Origin of the sequence: Chryseobacterium cucumeris, from assembly GCF_016775705.1 — a bacterium.
GTDB lineage: Bacteria > Bacteroidota > Bacteroidia > Flavobacteriales > Weeksellaceae > Chryseobacterium > Chryseobacterium cupriresistens.
On the sequence record NZ_CP068760.1, the window covers coordinates 2068797 to 2087081 of the forward strand.

The following is an 18285-nucleotide window of genomic DNA, read 5'->3' on the forward strand; positions in this document are numbered from 1 at the left end:
TATATTTCATTGATAAAAATTCGATGATAATTCATAAATTTGCAGTGTATTTAGAAATATGAAGAAGTTTCATTTAATTATTTTAACTGTTTTCCCTGTTTTTTTCTTTTCTCAAAGCATAAAGGGACTAAAAATTCCAGACTCGTTAAAGAATAAAAGTTATAAGTATATTAATGATGCTTACAATAAAGTATTCCAGGTTGACAACGATAAAGCTGAGCTTTTAGCCAATTACATTCTATTAAAAGGAAAGAAAGAAAATAATAGGGACATCCTGTTTGATGGATATTATAATATAGCACGGGTAAAAAATCTGAAGAATGAAAACGGGCATCCCTTTGCAGATTCACTCATCTCTGCCTCAAAAAACGTTAATAACTACGATTACCCGGCAAAATCTTATATATTAAAGGGTATTTTATTCAACAATGAAGGGAAATACAAAGAGGCTTTAGATGAATATACTATAGCTATTAATCACAACAAAGCTGAAAATAAAGAACAGTTTTTTTATATAAACAAGCTCATTGCTATCCTAAAAACAGCCACAGAAGAATATCAGGAAGCACTTCCTCTCTTTTTGAAATACTATAAGTATGAAAAAGATAAAATAAAAGACAACAATGTAGATGCTAAAAACTATATTGCTTCTATTTTTTCTTTAGCTAATATTTATACCAAATGTAAGGACTATAAAAAAGGTATTGAATTTGCAGATCTGGGGCTTACAGAATGTAAGAAATACAATAATTATTCTTATTACAGCTATCTGCTTATGATAAAAGGGATTAGCCTCTTTTATGTAAAAGATTATTCGCTGTCTTATAAAATCCTGCTGGAAGTACAAAAAGGATTGATAACAAATAAAGATTATAGTAATCTAGGAGTTTTATATTACTATCTGGGAAAAATAAAATATGCAACCCGCAGTGAAAACGAAGCTATAGAATTTTTTAAAAAGGCAGATTCAATTTCTTTTACTTTCAACAGTTTTGAACCTATAAAAAGAGAGGGATATGAAATTCTGATAGACTTTTATAAAAAGAAAGGCGATTTAAAAAAACAACTAAAATACATTGACAACCTGATGTATAGTGACAGTATAATAGCTGTGAACCGAAAAAATCTTTCAAAAGAAATTCTGAAAAAATATGACACCCCTTTGCTTATGAAAGAAAAGGTAAGTGTAATTGAAAGACTGAACCATCAGAATGCCTGGCTGATAGCGTGTTTGCTTATGATTACTTTAGCTTTCATATTTGTAATCAGGAAAAACAGGAAGAAAATAAAAGAATACGAAAAGCAGGCAAAAGTATTATCAGAAAAACCTTTGAGCACCCCTGTGCTGGAAAAAGAGCAAAAGAATGAAACTCCCATTACAAATGATCCTTCCATTATCATTGAAAGAAAGGAAAAAGCTACGAAAAGTGACCTTTCTTCTAATCCAAAATTTAAAATACTCATTGATAAAATAGAACAGTTTGAAAAGACTAATAGTTTTCTCAATAAAAATATTACTTTAGATTCTCTGTCAAAAGAATTTGATACAAACAGAGATTATCTCTCAAAGCTAGTCAATGAATTAAAGGGTAAAAACTTTTCCCAATATCTGAACGAGCTTAGGATCAACTATATTGTTGAAGAATTAAAATCTAACGAAAAAATAAGAAAGCATACCATTGCTGCTATTGCTGATGATATTGGCTACAACAATGCTGAGTCTTTCACGAATGCCTTCAAAAAAATAACAGGAACACTTCCTTCTTATTATATAAAAGCACTCAATTAAAACAAAATTATAAACTGCTAAAAATTAATATTTTACATGTAAATCTCACCGAAATTTATCAATTTCGGTATATATAAATTCTTTATTTACAGGAATAGAATTTCCTTTGTACTTCAATTTATTTAAAAATCTTAAAATTACTTCAGCAGTGAAAAAAATTAAAAAAACAGAAAAAAGATTATCCCTAAACAAAGTTCAAATGTCTAAAATAAAAGGAGGGATTAGCTCCGGAGGAGGTGATCAAATGCTTTTGAATGGTGGTAATGATACGGTCTTAGACAAAACATTAGATACTCTAGATGTGACAGTAAAAAATTAATGACAATTTTAACATTTTATCAGTAATTTTGAGAAAAATTACTGATTTTTTATTTTTATGAAGTACCTGTTAGCCCTATCTTTTTTCATTACATTCAATATTTCTTTTTCTCAGAAAATAAGTATTAAACATTTTAATGAATACAATATTGAAAAACTGCAGCCTTTAATTTCTTATTTAAATTCTGAAATACAAAAGAATTATAAAGAAAAAGACAAGGCGGTAAAGTATGATAATCTTTTCAGAGTAAGTATGGCAGCACAAAACTATGATACTGCTTTAAGTCAGCTAGATTCAGTACGCAGTGTTTACAGAAAAAGTAATCCCATTATTTCTTACGCCATGGGAACACAGTATGAAATTTACATAAATGCTCAAAAAAATAAAAATTCGCACAAAAATTTTCAGGAAAAATATAAAGAAGAATTTCTCAAAAAATATGAAAGTCTGGCTATAAAAACACAGATCATACTTCCCCGCTATTTCAATGGTGATACCGAGAAAACAAAAAAGGAAATTCTGGCTACTCTTAAAAATGATTTTGAGAACAAAGACAGCGTAGATCTGAAAAAAGCTTTACAACTATGCAGAAGTTATAACTCATATATAACAGGACCTACATTTGATATTGCTAAAAATTATTTAAAAGAACTCGACTCCAGGAACTTTGAGGTAAAAGACAGTTTATTAATCAATAATGAAATTAGTATAAGGGTTGTTTTAAATAAAAAAATAGCTAGTCCGGAATCTACCATCCTGGTCAATTCCATCTATCCTGATGCAGAAGATGCGAATGATCAAAAAGTACAGGCAAGCTATGGTTATCATTCTGTTTACATATATCCCAGAGGAAAATATACGAGTAACGCTGCCATAGAACCTTTTGAGCATGAGCAGGAAGATATTAATAAGGTCATTGACTGGATTACAAAACAGCCCTGGAGCAATGGCAAAGTAGGAATGATCGGAGGCAGTTATCTGGGATTCAGCCAATGGGCAGCAGCTAAAAATGTTCATCCGGCTCTAAAAACTATTATTCCACAGGCCTCTGTAGGAATTGGCGTAGTAGATTTCCCCATGAATAATAACATCTTTGCCTCCTATTCTCTTCGTTGGATTAACTATGTTACCAATAATAAAATGCTTGATGCGGGATTCAAAGATGAGGATCATTGGAATTCTGTTTTTAAAAAATGGTATGAAGGTGGTGAGGCATTTAACAAGTTGGATTCTATTGCCGGTAAAAAAAATATCATATTTCAGCGCTGGTTAAAGCATCCGGCATTTGACAGCTATTGGCAGAAAATGATTCCTTACAAAAAGGAATATTCTAATATCAACATCCCGGTTTTAACCATTACGGGATATTATGATTCTGATCAGCTGGGAGCGTTATACTATTTCAGAAATCACTATAAATACAACAAAAACGCTAATCATTATTTGATTATCGGGCCCTATGATCATTCGGGAGCTCAGGGTTATATCAAAAATAATCTAAAAGGATATACTATTGATTCTGAAGCCAATATGGATATCGCAAATATAACAATGGAATGGTTTGATTATATTCTGAAGGGTAAATTAAAACCAGCTTTCTTAAAAGATAAAATTAATTATCAGGTAATGGGAACCAATGAATGGAAAAGTACCTCCGGCATTGATGATTTTGATAAAAATAAATTAAAATTCTATATCACAAACCAACATCAGCTTTCTCTAGCAAAAGATAAAGATAAAGACTTCACACCACTTACGGTAGATTTAAAAGATCGTACCAATGCAGATGAGCTTTTTAAGCAAAAAGATAATGTGCTGGATAGTAAAATTTACAGTCCAGACGCCGTTGTATTTTCATCAGGGCCATTTGAAAAACCGGTGGAATTTACAGGAAATTTTGTGGGTAATCTGAAATTATCTGTTAATAAAAAGGATGTTGATGTATATATGAAACTTTATGAAAAGACCAAAGAAGATAAATATTTTCTGTTATCCACCTATTATGGAAGAGCAAGCTATGCTAAAAGCTCAGAGAAAAGAAAATTGCTGTGTGAGAACAAAGAAACAAGTATAACTGTTACCAACAATGAATTTGTAAGTAAAAAAATGGAAAAAGGAAGTAAACTGGTTTTAGTATTAGGAGCTATAAAAAATCCACTTATGCAGATAAATTATGGAACAGGAAAAGATGTAAGCGAAGAAACCATCAAGGATGCTGCAGTTCCTATGGAAATAAAATTTTACAATAACAGCTTTATAGAAATCCCTATTTCACTTAATTAATGCCACGTTTTCCATTTCAGTTTTTTGATACATTTGTTGTCAGATCACCTATTTTTTCATACAAAGAATTTCAGGATAATTTCTCTGGTGAAAACTTCGCCAAGGGATCTTTAGAAAAATATTGCAACCATACAATTTTTAGAGAAGCTATTTATTTAGCTTCTCTTTCCTTATATGATGAGATAGAGAAATTGATGGATCGTGAACATACAACGTCTAATTTGCCAAATGAAAAAACAAAGATTTCATTATTAAAATATTATAACCGCTCAAGTACCCGCTGTACCCCATTTGGTTTATTTTCAGGAGTAAGTACTGGAAAATTTGAAAAAGAGACTCTATTTCCGATATTCTCAGAGCCTACAAAAGTAAGAGATACAAAGCTGGATATGCATTTTTTAGTAGCGCTATCAGAGCAGCTTCTTTTAATTCCGTCCATTAAAAATAGTATCTCTTTTTTTCCTAACAACAGTATTCATAGGGTTGGAAATAAAATTCGCTTTGTAGAATATGAAAATACAGGAGGAAAAAGAGATTACATCATTTCTTCCGCTCCCATTTCCAAAGAGTTAGAACTTATACTACAGTTTTCAGAAACGGGTAAAACAATTGACCAGCTTGCCACCTCTCTTGTTCATGAAGATATATCCTTTGAAGAAGCCCGGGAATTTATTGATGAGCTTATCGGAAATCAGGTTTTAATAAGTGAAATTAATCCAACAGTTTCGGGAGGAGATTTTCTGGAACGATTAATTTATATGCTAAACAAAATTGGCAGGCATCAGGAAAAAGATATTTTGGTGGCTATTAAAAACAAGATCAGTGAACTTGATTTACATTTTGGAAATACGGCAGAAGCATATTCTGAAATTGAGGAACTCATCAAAAAGCTGAATGTACAATATGAAAAGAAATATCTTTTTCAGACAGATCTTTATTTTGAAGATGAAACAAATTTATCCTATCAATGGAAAAAAGAACTGAAGAAAGGAATCTCTTTTCTGAATAAAATTGCTATTCCTTACAAAGAATCTGCCTTAGAAAAATTCAAAAAAGCCTTTTATGAAAGATTTGATAATGAAGAAGTTCCATTATCTTATGCTTTAGATCCGGAAATAGGAATTGGCTATTTACAAGATATTCCGGCCAAAGGAGTTCATCCTTATATTGAAGATTTAATCCTGCCCTATTCTAATCAGAAACAAGAAATTCAGGTAAATCTTAATCCAGTACAAATTATTCTCAATCGTAAATTACAAAAAGCTTATTGGAATAAAGATCATGTAATACATTTAACTGATGATGATTTTAATGGTTTTGAGGAACAGTGGAATCAACTGCCAGATACATTGTCCGTTATGGCCGAAATCATTTCAGAAAATCAGCAGGAAAAATTATTTTTAAAATCTGCCGGTGGAAATGCCGGAAAATTATTGGGCAGATTCTGTTCAGAAAAATCATCTATAAAAGATTTGGTGAAAGCCATTGCTGAAAAAGAACAGGAACTTAATCCGGACAAAATTTTAGCAGAAATTGTACACTTACCCGAATCCAGAATTGGAAATGTGATCAGAAGACCTTCTATAAGAGAATATGAAATTCCTTATCTGGCGAGCTCTGCATTAGAAGAAGACAATCAAATTTTTGTGGAAGACTTATACCTGTCCATAAAGAATAACCAGTTATTCCTAAGGTCAAAGAAGCACAATAAAGAAATTATTCCTCATCTTACGAATGCCCATAATTATTTAAAGAACTCTTTACCTGTCTACCATTTTTTATGCGATTATAATAATCAGAATGTAAAACCTTACTTATCATTTAACTGGGGGGGATTATCCCAAATTTATGACTTCCTTCCAAGAGTTGAATATCAAAATATAATTCTGTCTAAAGCACAGTGGAAAATTGATCCTGAACAAATTCATTATTTTGATTCTATTCTTCAATCTGGTAAAAGAGATCTTCTGTTTCAAAATATTGAAGAGTGGAGAAAATTAAAACAAATTCCACAATGGATACAGTGGGTAAAAGGAGATAATACACTGACGGTCAATCTGAAAAATTACGATTTAATTCAAATGTTTTTATTATCCGTAAAAAATGAGAAACTAATTTTTATTGAGGAGTTCCTGTATAATGATCAGTCAGATTATATTCATCAATTCGTTTTCTCTCTTTATAAAGATCTATAAATAAGATGATAACCAGAAAATTTCATCCGGGAAGTGAATGGCTTTATTTCAAAGTTTACACCGGGATCAAAACTTCAGATACTATTTTACAGGAAGTTATAGAACCATTAGTTGAGCAATTACAAATTCAAAACCTTATTGATCAATGGTTTTTTATACGATATAACGATCCTAAACCCCACCTGAGAATAAGATTAAACCTTAAAAATATAACTGCCTGTAGTATGATCCTGGGAATGATCAATTCCTTATTTAAGGACTATCTTGAATCGGGAGAAGTCGCTTCTATCATTATGGATACCTACTCAAGAGAACTTGAACGTTACGGTGAAAACACGATAGAATACGCGGAAGACTTCTTTTTTAAAAGCAGTCAATTGATTTTAAACTTTCTGGAATACAGTGATGAAGAAAAGATCATTACTTCTTTATTTTATATAGATCAAATTTTATCAGCATTCAACCTACCTCCTGAAAAGAAAATAGAGTTTGCGAAGCGTTCTGAAAATGCTTTCAAATCAGAATTCAATGCAGATAAGAACTTAAATAATCAGTTAAAGAAAAAGTATAATGAGTTTTATCCTCATTACTTTGAATTTATTACCTCTGAGGAATATGAAGAAATCAGAAATTTAATAAAAAGTAATATCACTGAAATTGCATTAAAGCCTGAAGAACTTTCAAAATTGGAAAATGACAATGTATTAAAAATAAAACCAAAAGATTTCTTCAAAAGTATTTTTCATATGCATATTAACCGATTGTTTATTTCCCATCAAAGATTATTCGAGATGGTGGTTTATGATCACTTATTCCGTCTTTATAAAACAAACAGAGCCTATTCTCTGAAAAAATAAATTTGAATTTTGTAAAAAATAAACAACCGCTCACATGATGTAAGCGGTTGTTTTTCTGTGGTCCCACCTGGGCTCGAACCAGGGACCACCTGATTATGAGTCAGGTGCTCTAACCAACTGAGCTATAGGACCTCAAAACTTGGTTAAATTTTGTGTTTGCAAAAATAGTAAAATTTCTTTCACTACAAAATTTTTTATTGCTTTTCTTGGCAAAGTTCTACCAGCACGCCGTTGGTAGACTTCGGATGAAGGAATACAACTAATTTGTTATCAGCACCTTCTTTCGGTTCTTCGGAGATAAACTGAAATCCTTCTTTTTTTAACCTTTTTACTTCCTCAAGAATATTTTCAACCCCAAATGCGAGATGATGGATGCCCTCTCCCTTTTTATCAATAAATTTAGAGATCGGGCTTTCAGGATTACTGGCTTCCAGAAGTTCAATTTTACTTTCTCCTGTTTCGTAAAAAGAAGTCACCACACCTTCTCTTTCAACCGTTTCTTTTTTATAGGATTCTTTTCCTAATAGTTTTGCAAAAAGTTCATCAGAAACGCCTAAAGATTTTACGGCAATACCAATATGTTCTAGCTTCATAAATAGTAATCAATATAATTAAATCGTAAATTTGATACTACAGTTGAATTTCAAAGTATCAATTCAAACAAAAGTACTAAATTTGCAGAAATTATGGAAAGTAACAGACAAAGAAAAGTAGCACAGATCATTCAGGAAGACTTCGCGGAGCTTTTCCGCAAACAGGCTGCAGAAAGCAAACAGAGCATATTGGTATCTGTTTCAGATGTAAAAGTAACTGCCGACTTAGGAATTGCCAAAATTTATTTAAGCATTTTTCCACAGGAATTCCGTACCGCTGTGATGAAGGAAATTGAAGAAAACAAACCTCAATACAGAAATTTCATTGGCCAGAAAATGGCAAAGCAGGTGCGTATTATTCCACAACTTAACTTTTACCTGGATACCGCTCTTGATGATGTTGAAAGACTGGAAAGAGAATTAAGAGGCGAAGGCGACAATCCTGTTTTATAGATCTTGAAGAATATTGCATTTTACATAGCATCCAGATACCTTTTGGCTAAAAAAGGAAGTACTGCCGTTACGTTCATTACGTGGCTGGCCGTAGGTGCCATGACGGTTGCTGTGGCTGCAATGTTCGTCATTATTTCGGTATTTTCAGGACTTGAAGACCTGAATAAAGACCTCATTTCCAATCTTCATGCTGATCTTACTTTAAAAAGCACTTCCGGAAAAACAATTAAAAATCTGGATAATGTCACAAAAACTCTCATCAGCAACAAAGAAATCAGCAGTTTCTCCCGTGTTATTGAAGAAAAAGTTTACATCAGCTTCAATGGAAAGGGTGACATTGCCTATTTAAGGGGGGTAGATTCTGCCTATGTAAAGGTAAATCCTATCAATAAAGAGGTATTCTACGGAACCTATCCAAGTTTCAGATACTCCAATGAGGTATTGATGGAGAACAGTCTGGATAACAGACTTTCAATTCCTGTAGATTCTTCCAATCATTATGCAACAGTCTTCATGCCCAAACCGGGAACAGGGATTATTACCAAAGAAGAAGACATCTATAATAAAAGAGATATTCTGGTAACGGGTGTTTTCCCCGGAAAAGATCAGCTGGACAATTATATCGTTTCTCCAATTGAGCTTACGGAAGAATTACTTAGTCTTCCTAAAAATTCGGCTTACCAGATTGTTATTAAATTGAAAAATCCGGAAAATGCAGATGCAGTAAAACAAAGTCTGCTTTCTTCACTGGGAAAAAATATTGAGATCAAAACCAAGGAAGAAGAGAATGCTGCTTTCTGGAAAATGATCAACACTGAAAAGCTTTTTATTTACCTGATCTTTGCATTGGTTATCTTTATTACCACCTTTAATCTTGCCGGAGCCATTATCATCCTTCAGCTTGATAAAAAAGAGCAGGCAAAATCATTGATATCACTCGGCTTTCCTTTAAGCCATTTAAGAATGACCTATTTCTACACCGGACTCCTGATTGTTATTTCCGGAGTAATTACCGGATTAATTTTTGGAACAGCACTTTGCTATTTCCAGCTTTACACAGAATTCTTCAGAGCCAATGAGGTTCTGCCATTCCCGGTAAAAATTGTAGGAAAGAACTATCTTATTGTAGCCCTTACGGCTTCCTTATTTGGAATCACTATTTCTTGGTTCTTTTCAAAAATCAGCAAAGAATATATTACTAAAAACTAATATTTTAAGTTTATATATTACACACAATTAATATACTTGGGCTTCATTTTTTCGTACCTTTACGCCCCAATTTTAAAAAATGAAACAAATTTTATCTTTTTTTCTTTTAAGCGTTGCATTTATGAGCGCTTTGGCACAGGCTCCGGCTGGATATTATAACCAATCGCCAACCTTAACAGGTGCAGCTCTGAAAACAGCTCTGAAAACTATTATCAGCAACGGACATATAGACAATGGCTATGGAGGTTTATGGACTGGCTATGCCACTACTGACCGTGATTATTTTTATGAAAATGACGGAACAATTCTGGATATTTATTCTGAAAACCCCAATGGAACGGATCAGTATAATTTCACCCTGGGAACCAGTCAGTGCGGATCTGCCGGATATTCTAATGAAGGTGACTGCTACAACAGAGAGCACGTTGTTCCTCAAAGTTTGTTCAACAATGCTTCCCCAATGGTCGCTGACATTCATTTTATTCGTGCTACAGACGGAAAAGTAAACGGAATGAGATCCAACTATCCTTTCGGAATTGTAGGAACCCCTTCTTTTACTTCGAAAAACGGATCAAAATTAGGAAATTCTGTATCAGCAGGATATGCAGGTACCGTATTTGAACCCATTGATGCTTTCAAAGGAGACATCGCAAGAATGATTCTTTATTTTGTAACAAGATATGAGGATAAACTTCCTAACTTCACTTCCGGTGATATGCTTGGCAACACAGCATTTCCGGGATTACAGCCCTGGGCACTTAATCAGTATTTAGCGTGGAATGCAATGGATCCGGTATCGCCGGAAGAAATTGCCAGAAACAATGCTTCTTATACTTACCAGGGAAACAGAAACCCTTTCATTGATCACCCTGAATATGTTACCCAGATCTGGGGAGCTCCGGTTATTGACAGCCAGGCTCCTACAGCAGCAACCAACCTTGTTGCCAGCAATCCAACTTCAAACTCTATTGCTTTAAGCTGGACAGCTGCAACAGATAACGTGGGAGTAACTTCTTACCAGATTTACGCCAACGGAACATTAAAAGCTACTGTTTCAGGGACAACTACATCTACTATTGTTTCAGGATTATCTCCGCTTACTCAATATACATTCTATATCATTGCTAAAGATGCTTTCTCAAACTCTTCTCCACAAAGCACAACCGCTACAGAAACTACTCTTGATACACCTGCCGGAGGAGGAAGCTGCGGAACTGAAAATTTTGAAATGATCACCGGCCCTGTAAATACATACATGACAGTAAACTGGACCAACAATGGAATTTCATGGACTGCTACAGACGCAAGAGTTGACCAGACCATCAATAATAAAGCTATTACCATAAAAAATGGAACTTTAACAAGTTCAACTTTCTCAGGTGGAGTTCAGAGTTTAACATTAACAACTCAATTGAAATTCTCCGGAAGCGCAGGATACTTCAATGTTCTTGTAAACGACGTCAATGTAGGAACTATTCCTTACAGTAATGTTGTTACTACAACTACCATTAATAATATAAATGTAAGCGGAAATGCTGTCATTAAACTGACAAATTCTTCTCTTACCAACAGAGTGGCTCTGGATGACCTAAGCTGGACATGTTTCGGAACTACTTTGGCTACTGCTGAAAACCAAAAGGACAAATCAGACTTCACTATCTACCCTAACCCGGTAAGAAATAATGAATTATTTGTAAAAGGAGAAAACCTTAGCAAAATTTCAAAAGCTGATATCTATGATCTTTCCGGAAAATTAATTGAAACGATCGCCAACCCTTTCAGACATTCAAATAGGATCAGCCTTAAAGGTTTGCTTAAAGGAACTTACATTCTGAAAACAGATAATTTCTCTACTAAATTTATCGTAGATTAATTATTAAAAAATATTTCAAATTAAAAGACTGGATTTATCCGGTCTTTTTTTTACTTTTGATAGATGGATTCCAATAAAAAATTAGGATTGATAGGACGAAACATTTCCTATTCTTTTTCTAAAAAATTCTTCGAAAACAAGTTCCAAAAGCTCATGCTGAAGAACTTCTCCTACGATATTTTTGATCTGAACGAAATTAATGAAGTAGAAAACCTTTTTGCTTCTCCGGACCTTTTAGGTTTCAATGTAACGATTCCTTACAAAGAAAAAATAATAGATTATCTGGATGAATTAAGTGATGAAGCGGAGAAAATAGGCGCCGTAAACTGCGTTCTTATTCAGGATGGTAAGAAAACCGGCTATAATACAGATGCATTCGGTTTTGAAAAGACGCTTCTTTTGCACAGAAAACCTTCACAGGATAAAGCTTTGATTTTAGGAAACGGAGGAGCTGCAAAAGCCGTAAAATATGCATTGGACAAACACAGTATTCCTTCAGTCACCATTTCCAGAAGTACGGAAATCAATTTTGAAAATCTTGATCAGGAAACTGTTGCTGAACATAAAATTATCATTCAGTGTACGCCGGTAGGTACTTTTCCCAATGTGAAAGACTGTCTTAATTTTCCTTTTGACGGGCTTTCTTCAGATCATCTGGTTATCGACCTGATTTACAATCCCAATTACACCCAATTCATTATCAATGCCTCTGAAAAAGGAGCAAAAACTGTGAATGGCTATTATATGCTTGAACAGCAAGCAGAAAAAGCCTGGGAAATTTGGAATTTTCAAAAAAAATAACATAAATTAGTACTTTAATTGGCCTTACAGCTATATTTAAAGGATATTAATGCCACTCACATAAAAGATTTGCTATGACTACAGAAAACAATCTTTCTGAAAACGAAGAAAAGAAAAATCCTAACGAAGTATCTCAGGACACATCAGAAAACACGGTTTCTCATGATGCAAACCACCATGACGATGATACAGAACATCTGGATGAACATGAAGAAGAAATTTCCCTTGCCGATGCTTTAAAGGAAATGGAAAAAATCATCAACACTCCCAACGCCGGTGAGAATTTCAAAAGATTCAATCAGCTGAAGGAAAAAGCAAGTCATTATATCCATGATGAAGTGGAAGATAAAAAGCATGAATATGTAGAAGCCGGAAATCCTGCTGAAAATTTCAGCTATGAACATCCATCTCAGGCAAAATATTCTGCATTGGTTAATATCTTCAAGGAAAAACATGATGACTTCCAGAAAGGACAGGAAGAAGAACAAAAGAAGAATCTGGACCACCGCCAAAGTATTATCGAAAGACTTAAAAATCTATACACAAGCTCTGAACCGGGAATCAATCTTTTCAAATCTATTCGCGAGATTAAAGAAGACTGGTCAAAAGCCGGACAGGTTGCCAAGTCTGAATTCAAAATTCTTAATAATAATTATTTCCACCATCTGAATCAGTTTTATCAGATGCTGGATCTGAATAAAGAATTTCTGGAACAGGAATACAGCCACAACCTGGAAAAGAGAGAGCATATCATTGCCCGTGCCAAAGAGCTTGAAAATGAGCCTGTAATTCAGAAAGCGTTAAACGAGCTTCAATATCTTCATAAACTCTGGAAAGAAGAAGCAGAGCCTGTTGCTGAAGAGTTCCGCGAAAAAACATGGGAGGAATTCAAAGAAATTTCCAACAAAATTCACGAAAGGAAGTCTGAACTTTCCGCATCCATTGAAAAAGAACAGACTGTAAACCTTGAAAAGAAGAATGAGATCATCGCTGAGATCAAGAAACTGTCTGAACCTTCGGAAACGCCCAACCACAACTACTGGCAGAATGCCATCAAAAGAGTGGAAGATCTGCGTTCTGAATTCTTAAAAACAGGAAGCGTTCCAAGAAAACTTTCCAATCAAAACTGGAATGATTTCAAAACGACACTAAGAGGCTTTAATACAACGAAAAATAATTACTACAAATCGTTGAAAGGTTCTCAACAGGCGAATCTTGAAGAAAAATTAAAACTGATCCAGACTGCACAGGACAATATGAATAACGAGGAATGGGATATCGCCGTTCCGTTATTCAAAAAACTTCAGGAAGACTGGAAAAAAATCGGCCACGTTCCAAAGAGCATGACAAATAAGATATGGGATGAATTCCGTGACGCCTGTAATGCATTCTTCAACAATTACAGAGAGAAGAGCAATACTTCTACCGACAACTGGAAGGAAAACTATAAAAACAAGAAAGCACTTCTTGATGAACTGAAAGAAGTTTCCAATGAAGAAGGAAGCATCGAAAGAATTGAGCAGATCAAAACTTCATGGAATAACATCGGAAAAGTTCCGAGAGACAAAATTTCAATCAACTCTGAATTCAACAAAACATTAAGAGAGAAACTGAAAATAAATAAAATCAACGAGCTTGAACTGAAAGAAGAAGGTTTATCTGAAAATCAGCTTACCGATAAAGCAAGAAAGATCAAAAATCAAATCTCTGACCTTGAGGCAGAAATCGTTAAACTGGAAAACAACCTTTCTTTCTTCAACAAACCTTCGAGAGAAAACCCTCTGTTGAAAGATACTTACAACACGATTGATGAGAAAAAGGCTCATCTTGAAACATTAAAACAAAATCTCCACAGCATTATCAGCGGAGAATAATACATAACAAAATGAATAAAGGCGGAGCAAAGCAATTTGTCTTCGCTTTTTCTTTTTATAAAACATGAACAACGACGAATTTTATATTAAAAGATGTATCGAGCTGGCTCAAAAAGCTCTTGGCAACACGTATCCCAATCCTCTTGTAGGAAGCGTCATAGTGTATAATGGGGAAATTATAGGTGAAGGATATCATCATAAGGCGGGAGAAAACCACGCAGAAATCAATGCCATCAATTCCGTTAAAAATAAAGATCTGATCCCGGAATCAACGATCTATGTATCTCTCGAACCGTGCGCCCATTATGGCAAGACACCGCCTTGTGCTTTAAAGATTAAAGAACTGGGCTTTAAAAAAGTGGTGATTGGTGCTATGGATTCCCATGACAAAGTGAACGGCAAGGGAAAAAAAATCATTCAGGATGCTGGAATTGAAGCCGTATCAGGAATTCTTGAAAAAGAATGCATTGAACTGAACAAAAGATTTTTCACCTACCACGAAAAGAAAAGACCCTATATCATTTTAAAATGGGCAGAATCCGGTGATGGTTTTCTTGATAAAGATTTTAAACCGACTGCTGTTTCAAACTCGTTAGTGAATCAGTTTGTTCACCAGTTAAGAGCTGACGAGCATGCCATTTTAGTAGGAACTCAAACTGCATTAAATGACAATCCAAGCCTTACCGTAAGAAATGCAGAAGGAGTAAACCCTGTCCGGATTTTAATTGATTTTGATCTAAAAGTTCCTGCCAGCTTCAATATTTATAACAATGAAGCAAGAACATTGGTTTTAAATTCTGTGAAAGAAGGTTCTGAAGGACATATTCAATTCATTAAAATCAACAAGGCTGATTTTCTGGCTGAACTCACCGAGGTATTGTATAAAGAACAGATACAGTCAGTTATTATCGAGGGCGGCCGTTTTACGCTGCAGGAATTTATTAATGCAGGTCTCTGGGATGAAGCAATAGTGATAAAAAATAAAAATCTTATCCTTGAAAATGGTACAAAAGCCCCCGAATTCAATTATACACCTACTAAAGTTGAAAACTTCAGAGATAATACGATCTCATTTTTCAAACAAAAATAAAAGAAAAGCCGTCTAAACTGACGGCTTAATTTATGATCATGGTGCAGAATCGTAAAGCATTTAATATTTTTGCATCAACAAAGCAGGAACCTCCAATGACGTTTGAATATAAAACCATAGAAAAACCCATAGAAAATACTCTTTTAAAAGAAAAAGGGAGCAAATTCATCGGATTTGCTTTCCCGGTAACCAATGAAAAAGAATTAAAGAGTGCGCTGGAAAAGATCAGAGAAGAACATCCGAAAGCTACTCATCACTGCTATGCCTTCAGAATGGGATTAAATGGTGAAAATTACCGTGCCAATGATGATGGTGAGCCTTCCGGAAGTGCAGGTTTGCCAATTTACAACCAGCTTCTGGCTAATGAAATCACGAATGTGCTTGTCATTGTTGTCCGTTATTACGGGGGAACCAAATTAGGGGTTTCAGGATTGGTAAAAACCTATAAAGAATCGGCAAAGATCACATTGGAAGAAGCCAGCATCATTACCAGAGAACTGGAAATAGAAGTAGAGATCAGGTTCAACTTCAATCAGCAGAATACGATTTTCACCTTGCTTTCAAAATTTGATGCTAAAGTTTTGAACTTCGATGCGAATGAAAACTGTATTCTTACCGCTTCACTGAAACTGGCACAAAAAGAAAGCATCTCAGAAAAGCTTTCCGAGATGCAATATGTTTCATTTGAATTTAATGATTAATCCCTTCTTCCTCCAAGAAGCAAAGATGCCCAGTAAAGAAGCTGTGCCAGAGAGCCTAAGGCTGCCACCACGTAAGTTCTTGCTGCCCATTTCAAACTATCCTGTACTCCAACAAATTCTTCTGCAGTTACAGTTCCCGTGTCTTTAAGCCACTTCATTGCCCTGTTACTCGCATCGTATTCTACAGGAAGCGTTACAAAAGCAAAAAGAGTGGTCATCGCAAACATTGCTACTCCGATGGCAAGAACAGTCGTATTTCCATTTGGGTTTTCAATTGTTCTTGATGCCGCCATTACTGCGATACCCGCAATAAGAACAAACTGCATCAGATTAGAACTAATATTTACAATCGGAACCAGTTTTGAACGTAAATTCAGCATAGAATATCCTACCGCATGCTGCACTGCATGTCCGCACTCGTGAGCTGCTACTGCCGCTGCCGCTGCATTTCTCTGCATATAAACTCCTTCCGAAAGGTTCACTGTTTTATCTGCCGGATTATAGTGGTCCGTCAACTGCCCGGGTACTGATATTACCTGAACATCATTTATCCCGTTATCTCTCAACATCTTTTCCGCTACTTCTTTGCCTGAAAGGCCATTTCGAAGGTGTACATTGGAATAATATTCAAATTTCGATTTCAATCTGGACGAAACCCACCAGCTCACCAACATTGAAATACCAATAATGATATAATAACCCACCATTTTATATAAATTTTGTGTTTAATTTTACCCATAATCATATAAAAACTGTGCCAAAGTATACGATATTATTATTTATATTTGTCCTTTAATTCCTCTCAAAAAACATGTCTACAGTTTCAATTATTGAAGTAAAAACAGCGGGTCAGCTCAAGCAATTCGTAAAGTTTCCGATGGATTTGTATAAAAACAATCCCTACTATGTTCCGTCTTTTATCAATGACGAAATCAACATCTGGAATGCTGATGAAAATCCTGCGCTTCAATATTCTGAGGCAAAACAGTATCTTGCCTATAAGAATGACAGGATTGTAGGAAGAATTGCCGTTCTGATCAATCATAAGGAAGAGAGAGAATTAGGAATTAAAAAAGTTCGTTTCGGATGGATTGACTTTATTGATGATGCTGAAGTTTCAAAGGCATTAATTCAAAAAGCAGTTGATTACGCTAAAGAAAAAAGTATTGACAAAATTGAAGGGCCTATGGGCTTCACCAATCTTGATAAAGCTGGAATGCTGGTAAAAGGTTTCGACCAGCTTGCAACCATGATTGGAATTTACAACCATGCTTATTATCCTCAGCATCTTGAAAACCTGGGGTTAATCAAAGAAAAAGAATGGGTGGAGTTTGAAATCATTTTCCCTGAAACCTTGCCTGAAAAAATCCACAAGTTCAATCAGCTTATTTCTGAAAAGTACAAACTGAGAGTTTTAAAATTCAAAACGAAAGAAGAGATTATTCAGTATGTAGATCCTATGTTTGATCTTCTGGATGAGACTTACAAACATCTTTCTACTTACACTCCGATTTCTGATGAACAGCGTAAAACCTATAAAGAGAAATATTTCAAACTTATTGATAAAGATTTCATTGTTTGTATTGCTGATGAACACAATAATCTGATCTCCTTTGCTATTACAATGCCTTCTTATTCCAAAGCTCTGCAGAAGTCCGGTGGAAAACTACTTCCTTTTGGCTGGTGGCATTTCTTACAAGCAGGAAAGAAAAATGACAGAGCGAACTTCTACCTGATCGGAATTCATCCGGATTATCAGAGAAGAGGAGTAACTTCTATTATTTTTAAAGAAATCTGGGATATTTTCAGAAAAAAAGGAGTAAAGTACCTTGAAACCAACCCGGAACTCGAAGAAAACAAAAGTATTCAGCTGTTGTGGCAGGATTACAATCCGGTAAATCATAAAAGAAGAAGAACGTATTCAATGAAACTCAAGTAAGTGATAATCTATCTTATATAACACCTAAACTTTGAATTTTATGAAACCACAGCTCATTATATTTGCTATTTTAATTGCTGGATTTATCAGTTATAATATCTTTTTCCAGTCACCTGATGACAAAACAAACACCGTAATCAATATTCTTTTTGCTAGTATTCTTTTTGGATATATTTCCTTTATGGCCTATACTCTTTTGAAAAAAATGAAAAAATAGACGATAACCATAGCCCAATAGGTCATTTAATCACTTGTTTTTATTCCTCAATAAATAAATTCAAAATATCCACGATATACATGATGGGATGC

15 protein-coding genes and 1 tRNA gene are annotated in these 18285 nt (G+C 34.5%); 13 read left to right on the forward strand and 3 right to left on the reverse strand.

The features are described from left to right. The first annotated feature begins 58 nt into the window (after positions 1 to 58). From JNG87_RS09335 to JNG87_RS09355, 5 genes are all read left to right on the forward strand, one after another. Entirely contained in the window at positions 59 to 1789 is a 1731-nt protein-coding gene (locus JNG87_RS09335; protein ID WP_202843661.1) for a helix-turn-helix domain-containing protein, read from the forward strand. Positions 1790 to 1937: 148 nt separating this feature from the next. Beyond that, positions 1938 to 2108 (forward strand): hypothetical protein, encoded by a 171-nt coding sequence (locus JNG87_RS09340; protein ID WP_171006273.1) that lies wholly within the window; start codon positions 1938 to 1940, stop codon positions 2106 to 2108. Between the two features lie 57 nt (positions 2109 to 2165). After that, on the forward strand, positions 2166 to 4391 hold the full coding sequence (locus JNG87_RS09345; protein ID WP_202843663.1) for a CocE/NonD family hydrolase: 2226 nt from the start codon (positions 2166 to 2168) through the stop codon (positions 4389 to 4391). Beyond that, positions 4391 to 6586 carry a lantibiotic dehydratase family protein gene (locus JNG87_RS09350; protein WP_202843665.1) on the forward strand — a complete coding sequence of 732 codons (2196 nt, stop codon included), beginning with the start codon at positions 4391 to 4393 and terminating at the stop codon, positions 6584 to 6586. The genes JNG87_RS09345 and JNG87_RS09350 overlap by 1 nt, the downstream gene beginning before the upstream one ends. A 5-nt stretch (positions 6587 to 6591) precedes the next feature. After that, complete coding sequence (locus JNG87_RS09355) at positions 6592 to 7443, forward strand: thiopeptide-type bacteriocin biosynthesis protein (protein WP_202843667.1); 852 nt, start codon at positions 6592 to 6594, stop codon at positions 7441 to 7443. A 58-nt stretch (positions 7444 to 7501) separates the two neighbouring features. Here JNG87_RS09355 and JNG87_RS09360 read toward each other — a convergent pair. Beyond that, positions 7502 to 7575: transfer RNA gene (locus JNG87_RS09360), tRNA-Ile, on the reverse strand. Between the two features lie 62 nt (positions 7576 to 7637). After that, positions 7638 to 8036 carry a methylmalonyl-CoA epimerase gene (mce, locus tag JNG87_RS09365; RefSeq protein WP_110009625.1) on the reverse strand — a complete coding sequence of 133 codons (399 nt, stop codon included), beginning with the start codon at positions 8034 to 8036 and terminating at the stop codon, positions 7638 to 7640. 93 nt (positions 8037 to 8129) lie between these two features. Here mce and rbfA point away from each other — a divergent pair, with 93 nt between their 5' ends. The 7 genes from rbfA (at position 8130) to JNG87_RS09400 (ending at position 16037) form a co-directional block, all read left to right on the forward strand. Next, complete coding sequence (gene rbfA / locus JNG87_RS09370) at positions 8130 to 8489, forward strand: 30S ribosome-binding factor RbfA (protein ID WP_002983518.1); 360 nt, start codon at positions 8130 to 8132, stop codon at positions 8487 to 8489. A gap of 3 nt (positions 8490 to 8492) precedes the next feature. Continuing rightward, on the forward strand, positions 8493 to 9698 hold the full coding sequence (locus tag JNG87_RS09375; protein ID WP_202843668.1) for an ABC transporter permease: 1206 nt from the start codon (positions 8493 to 8495) through the stop codon (positions 9696 to 9698). A 79-nt stretch (positions 9699 to 9777) separates the two neighbouring features. Beyond that, the gene (locus tag JNG87_RS09380) at positions 9778 to 11571 is read left to right on the forward strand and encodes an endonuclease (protein ID WP_202843671.1); all 1794 of its coding nucleotides are present in this window, start codon (positions 9778 to 9780) and stop codon (positions 11569 to 11571) included. 63 nt (positions 11572 to 11634) lie between these two features. Next, positions 11635 to 12372 (forward strand): shikimate dehydrogenase family protein, encoded by a 738-nt coding sequence (locus JNG87_RS09385; protein ID WP_202843673.1) that lies wholly within the window; start codon positions 11635 to 11637, stop codon positions 12370 to 12372. Between the two features lie 74 nt (positions 12373 to 12446). Further along, positions 12447 to 14246, forward strand: coding sequence for a DUF349 domain-containing protein (locus JNG87_RS09390; protein WP_202843675.1), 1800 nt, complete (start codon positions 12447 to 12449; stop codon positions 14244 to 14246). A gap of 64 nt (positions 14247 to 14310) precedes the next feature. Continuing rightward, positions 14311 to 15336: a bifunctional diaminohydroxyphosphoribosylaminopyrimidine deaminase/5-amino-6-(5-phosphoribosylamino)uracil reductase RibD gene (gene ribD / locus JNG87_RS09395; protein WP_202843677.1), complete on the forward strand. Its 1026-nt coding sequence runs from the start codon at positions 14311 to 14313 to the stop codon at positions 15334 to 15336. A 95-nt stretch (positions 15337 to 15431) separates the two neighbouring features. Next, on the forward strand, positions 15432 to 16037 hold the full coding sequence (locus JNG87_RS09400) for an IMPACT family protein (RefSeq protein ID WP_110009658.1): 606 nt from the start codon (positions 15432 to 15434) through the stop codon (positions 16035 to 16037). Here the strand turns inward: JNG87_RS09400 and JNG87_RS09405 are convergent. Then, positions 16034 to 16744 carry a zinc metallopeptidase gene (locus tag JNG87_RS09405; RefSeq protein WP_171006330.1) on the reverse strand — a complete coding sequence of 237 codons (711 nt, stop codon included), beginning with the start codon at positions 16742 to 16744 and terminating at the stop codon, positions 16034 to 16036. The genes JNG87_RS09400 and JNG87_RS09405 overlap by 4 nt on opposite strands. Positions 16745 to 16848: 104 nt before the next feature. Between JNG87_RS09405 and JNG87_RS09410 the strand changes: the two genes are divergently transcribed. Further along, positions 16849 to 17976 (forward strand): GNAT family N-acetyltransferase, encoded by a 1128-nt coding sequence (locus JNG87_RS09410; RefSeq protein WP_202843679.1) that lies wholly within the window; start codon positions 16849 to 16851, stop codon positions 17974 to 17976. Positions 17977 to 18285 lie beyond the last annotated feature (309 nt).

What these genes read in the sequence shown, in the direction of transcription:
- JNG87_RS09335 (WP_202843661.1), top strand. Translation starts at nt 59, where the DNA reads ATGAAGAAGTTTCATTTAATTATTTTAACTGTTTTCCCTGTTTTTTTC.
- JNG87_RS09345 (WP_202843663.1), top strand. Translation starts at nt 2,166, where the DNA reads ATGAAGTACCTGTTAGCCCTATCTTTTTTCATTACATTCAATATTTCT.
- JNG87_RS09350 (WP_202843665.1), top strand. Translation starts at nt 4,391, where the DNA reads ATGCCACGTTTTCCATTTCAGTTTTTTGATACATTTGTTGTCAGATCA.
- JNG87_RS09355 (WP_202843667.1), top strand. Translation starts at nt 6,592, where the DNA reads ATGATAACCAGAAAATTTCATCCGGGAAGTGAATGGCTTTATTTCAAA.
- mce (WP_110009625.1), bottom strand. Translation starts at nt 8,036, where the DNA reads ATGAAGCTAGAACATATTGGTATTGCCGTAAAATCTTTAGGCGTTTCT.
- rbfA (WP_002983518.1), top strand. Translation starts at nt 8,130, where the DNA reads ATGGAAAGTAACAGACAAAGAAAAGTAGCACAGATCATTCAGGAAGAC.
- JNG87_RS09380 (WP_202843671.1), top strand. Translation starts at nt 9,778, where the DNA reads ATGAAACAAATTTTATCTTTTTTTCTTTTAAGCGTTGCATTTATGAGC.
- JNG87_RS09385 (WP_202843673.1), top strand. Translation starts at nt 11,635, where the DNA reads ATGGATTCCAATAAAAAATTAGGATTGATAGGACGAAACATTTCCTAT.
- JNG87_RS09390 (WP_202843675.1), top strand. Translation starts at nt 12,447, where the DNA reads ATGACTACAGAAAACAATCTTTCTGAAAACGAAGAAAAGAAAAATCCT.
- ribD (WP_202843677.1), top strand. Translation starts at nt 14,311, where the DNA reads ATGAACAACGACGAATTTTATATTAAAAGATGTATCGAGCTGGCTCAA.
- JNG87_RS09400 (WP_110009658.1), top strand. Translation starts at nt 15,432, where the DNA reads ATGACGTTTGAATATAAAACCATAGAAAAACCCATAGAAAATACTCTT.
- JNG87_RS09405 (WP_171006330.1), bottom strand. Translation starts at nt 16,744, where the DNA reads ATGGTGGGTTATTATATCATTATTGGTATTTCAATGTTGGTGAGCTGG.
- JNG87_RS09410 (WP_202843679.1), top strand. Translation starts at nt 16,849, where the DNA reads ATGTCTACAGTTTCAATTATTGAAGTAAAAACAGCGGGTCAGCTCAAG.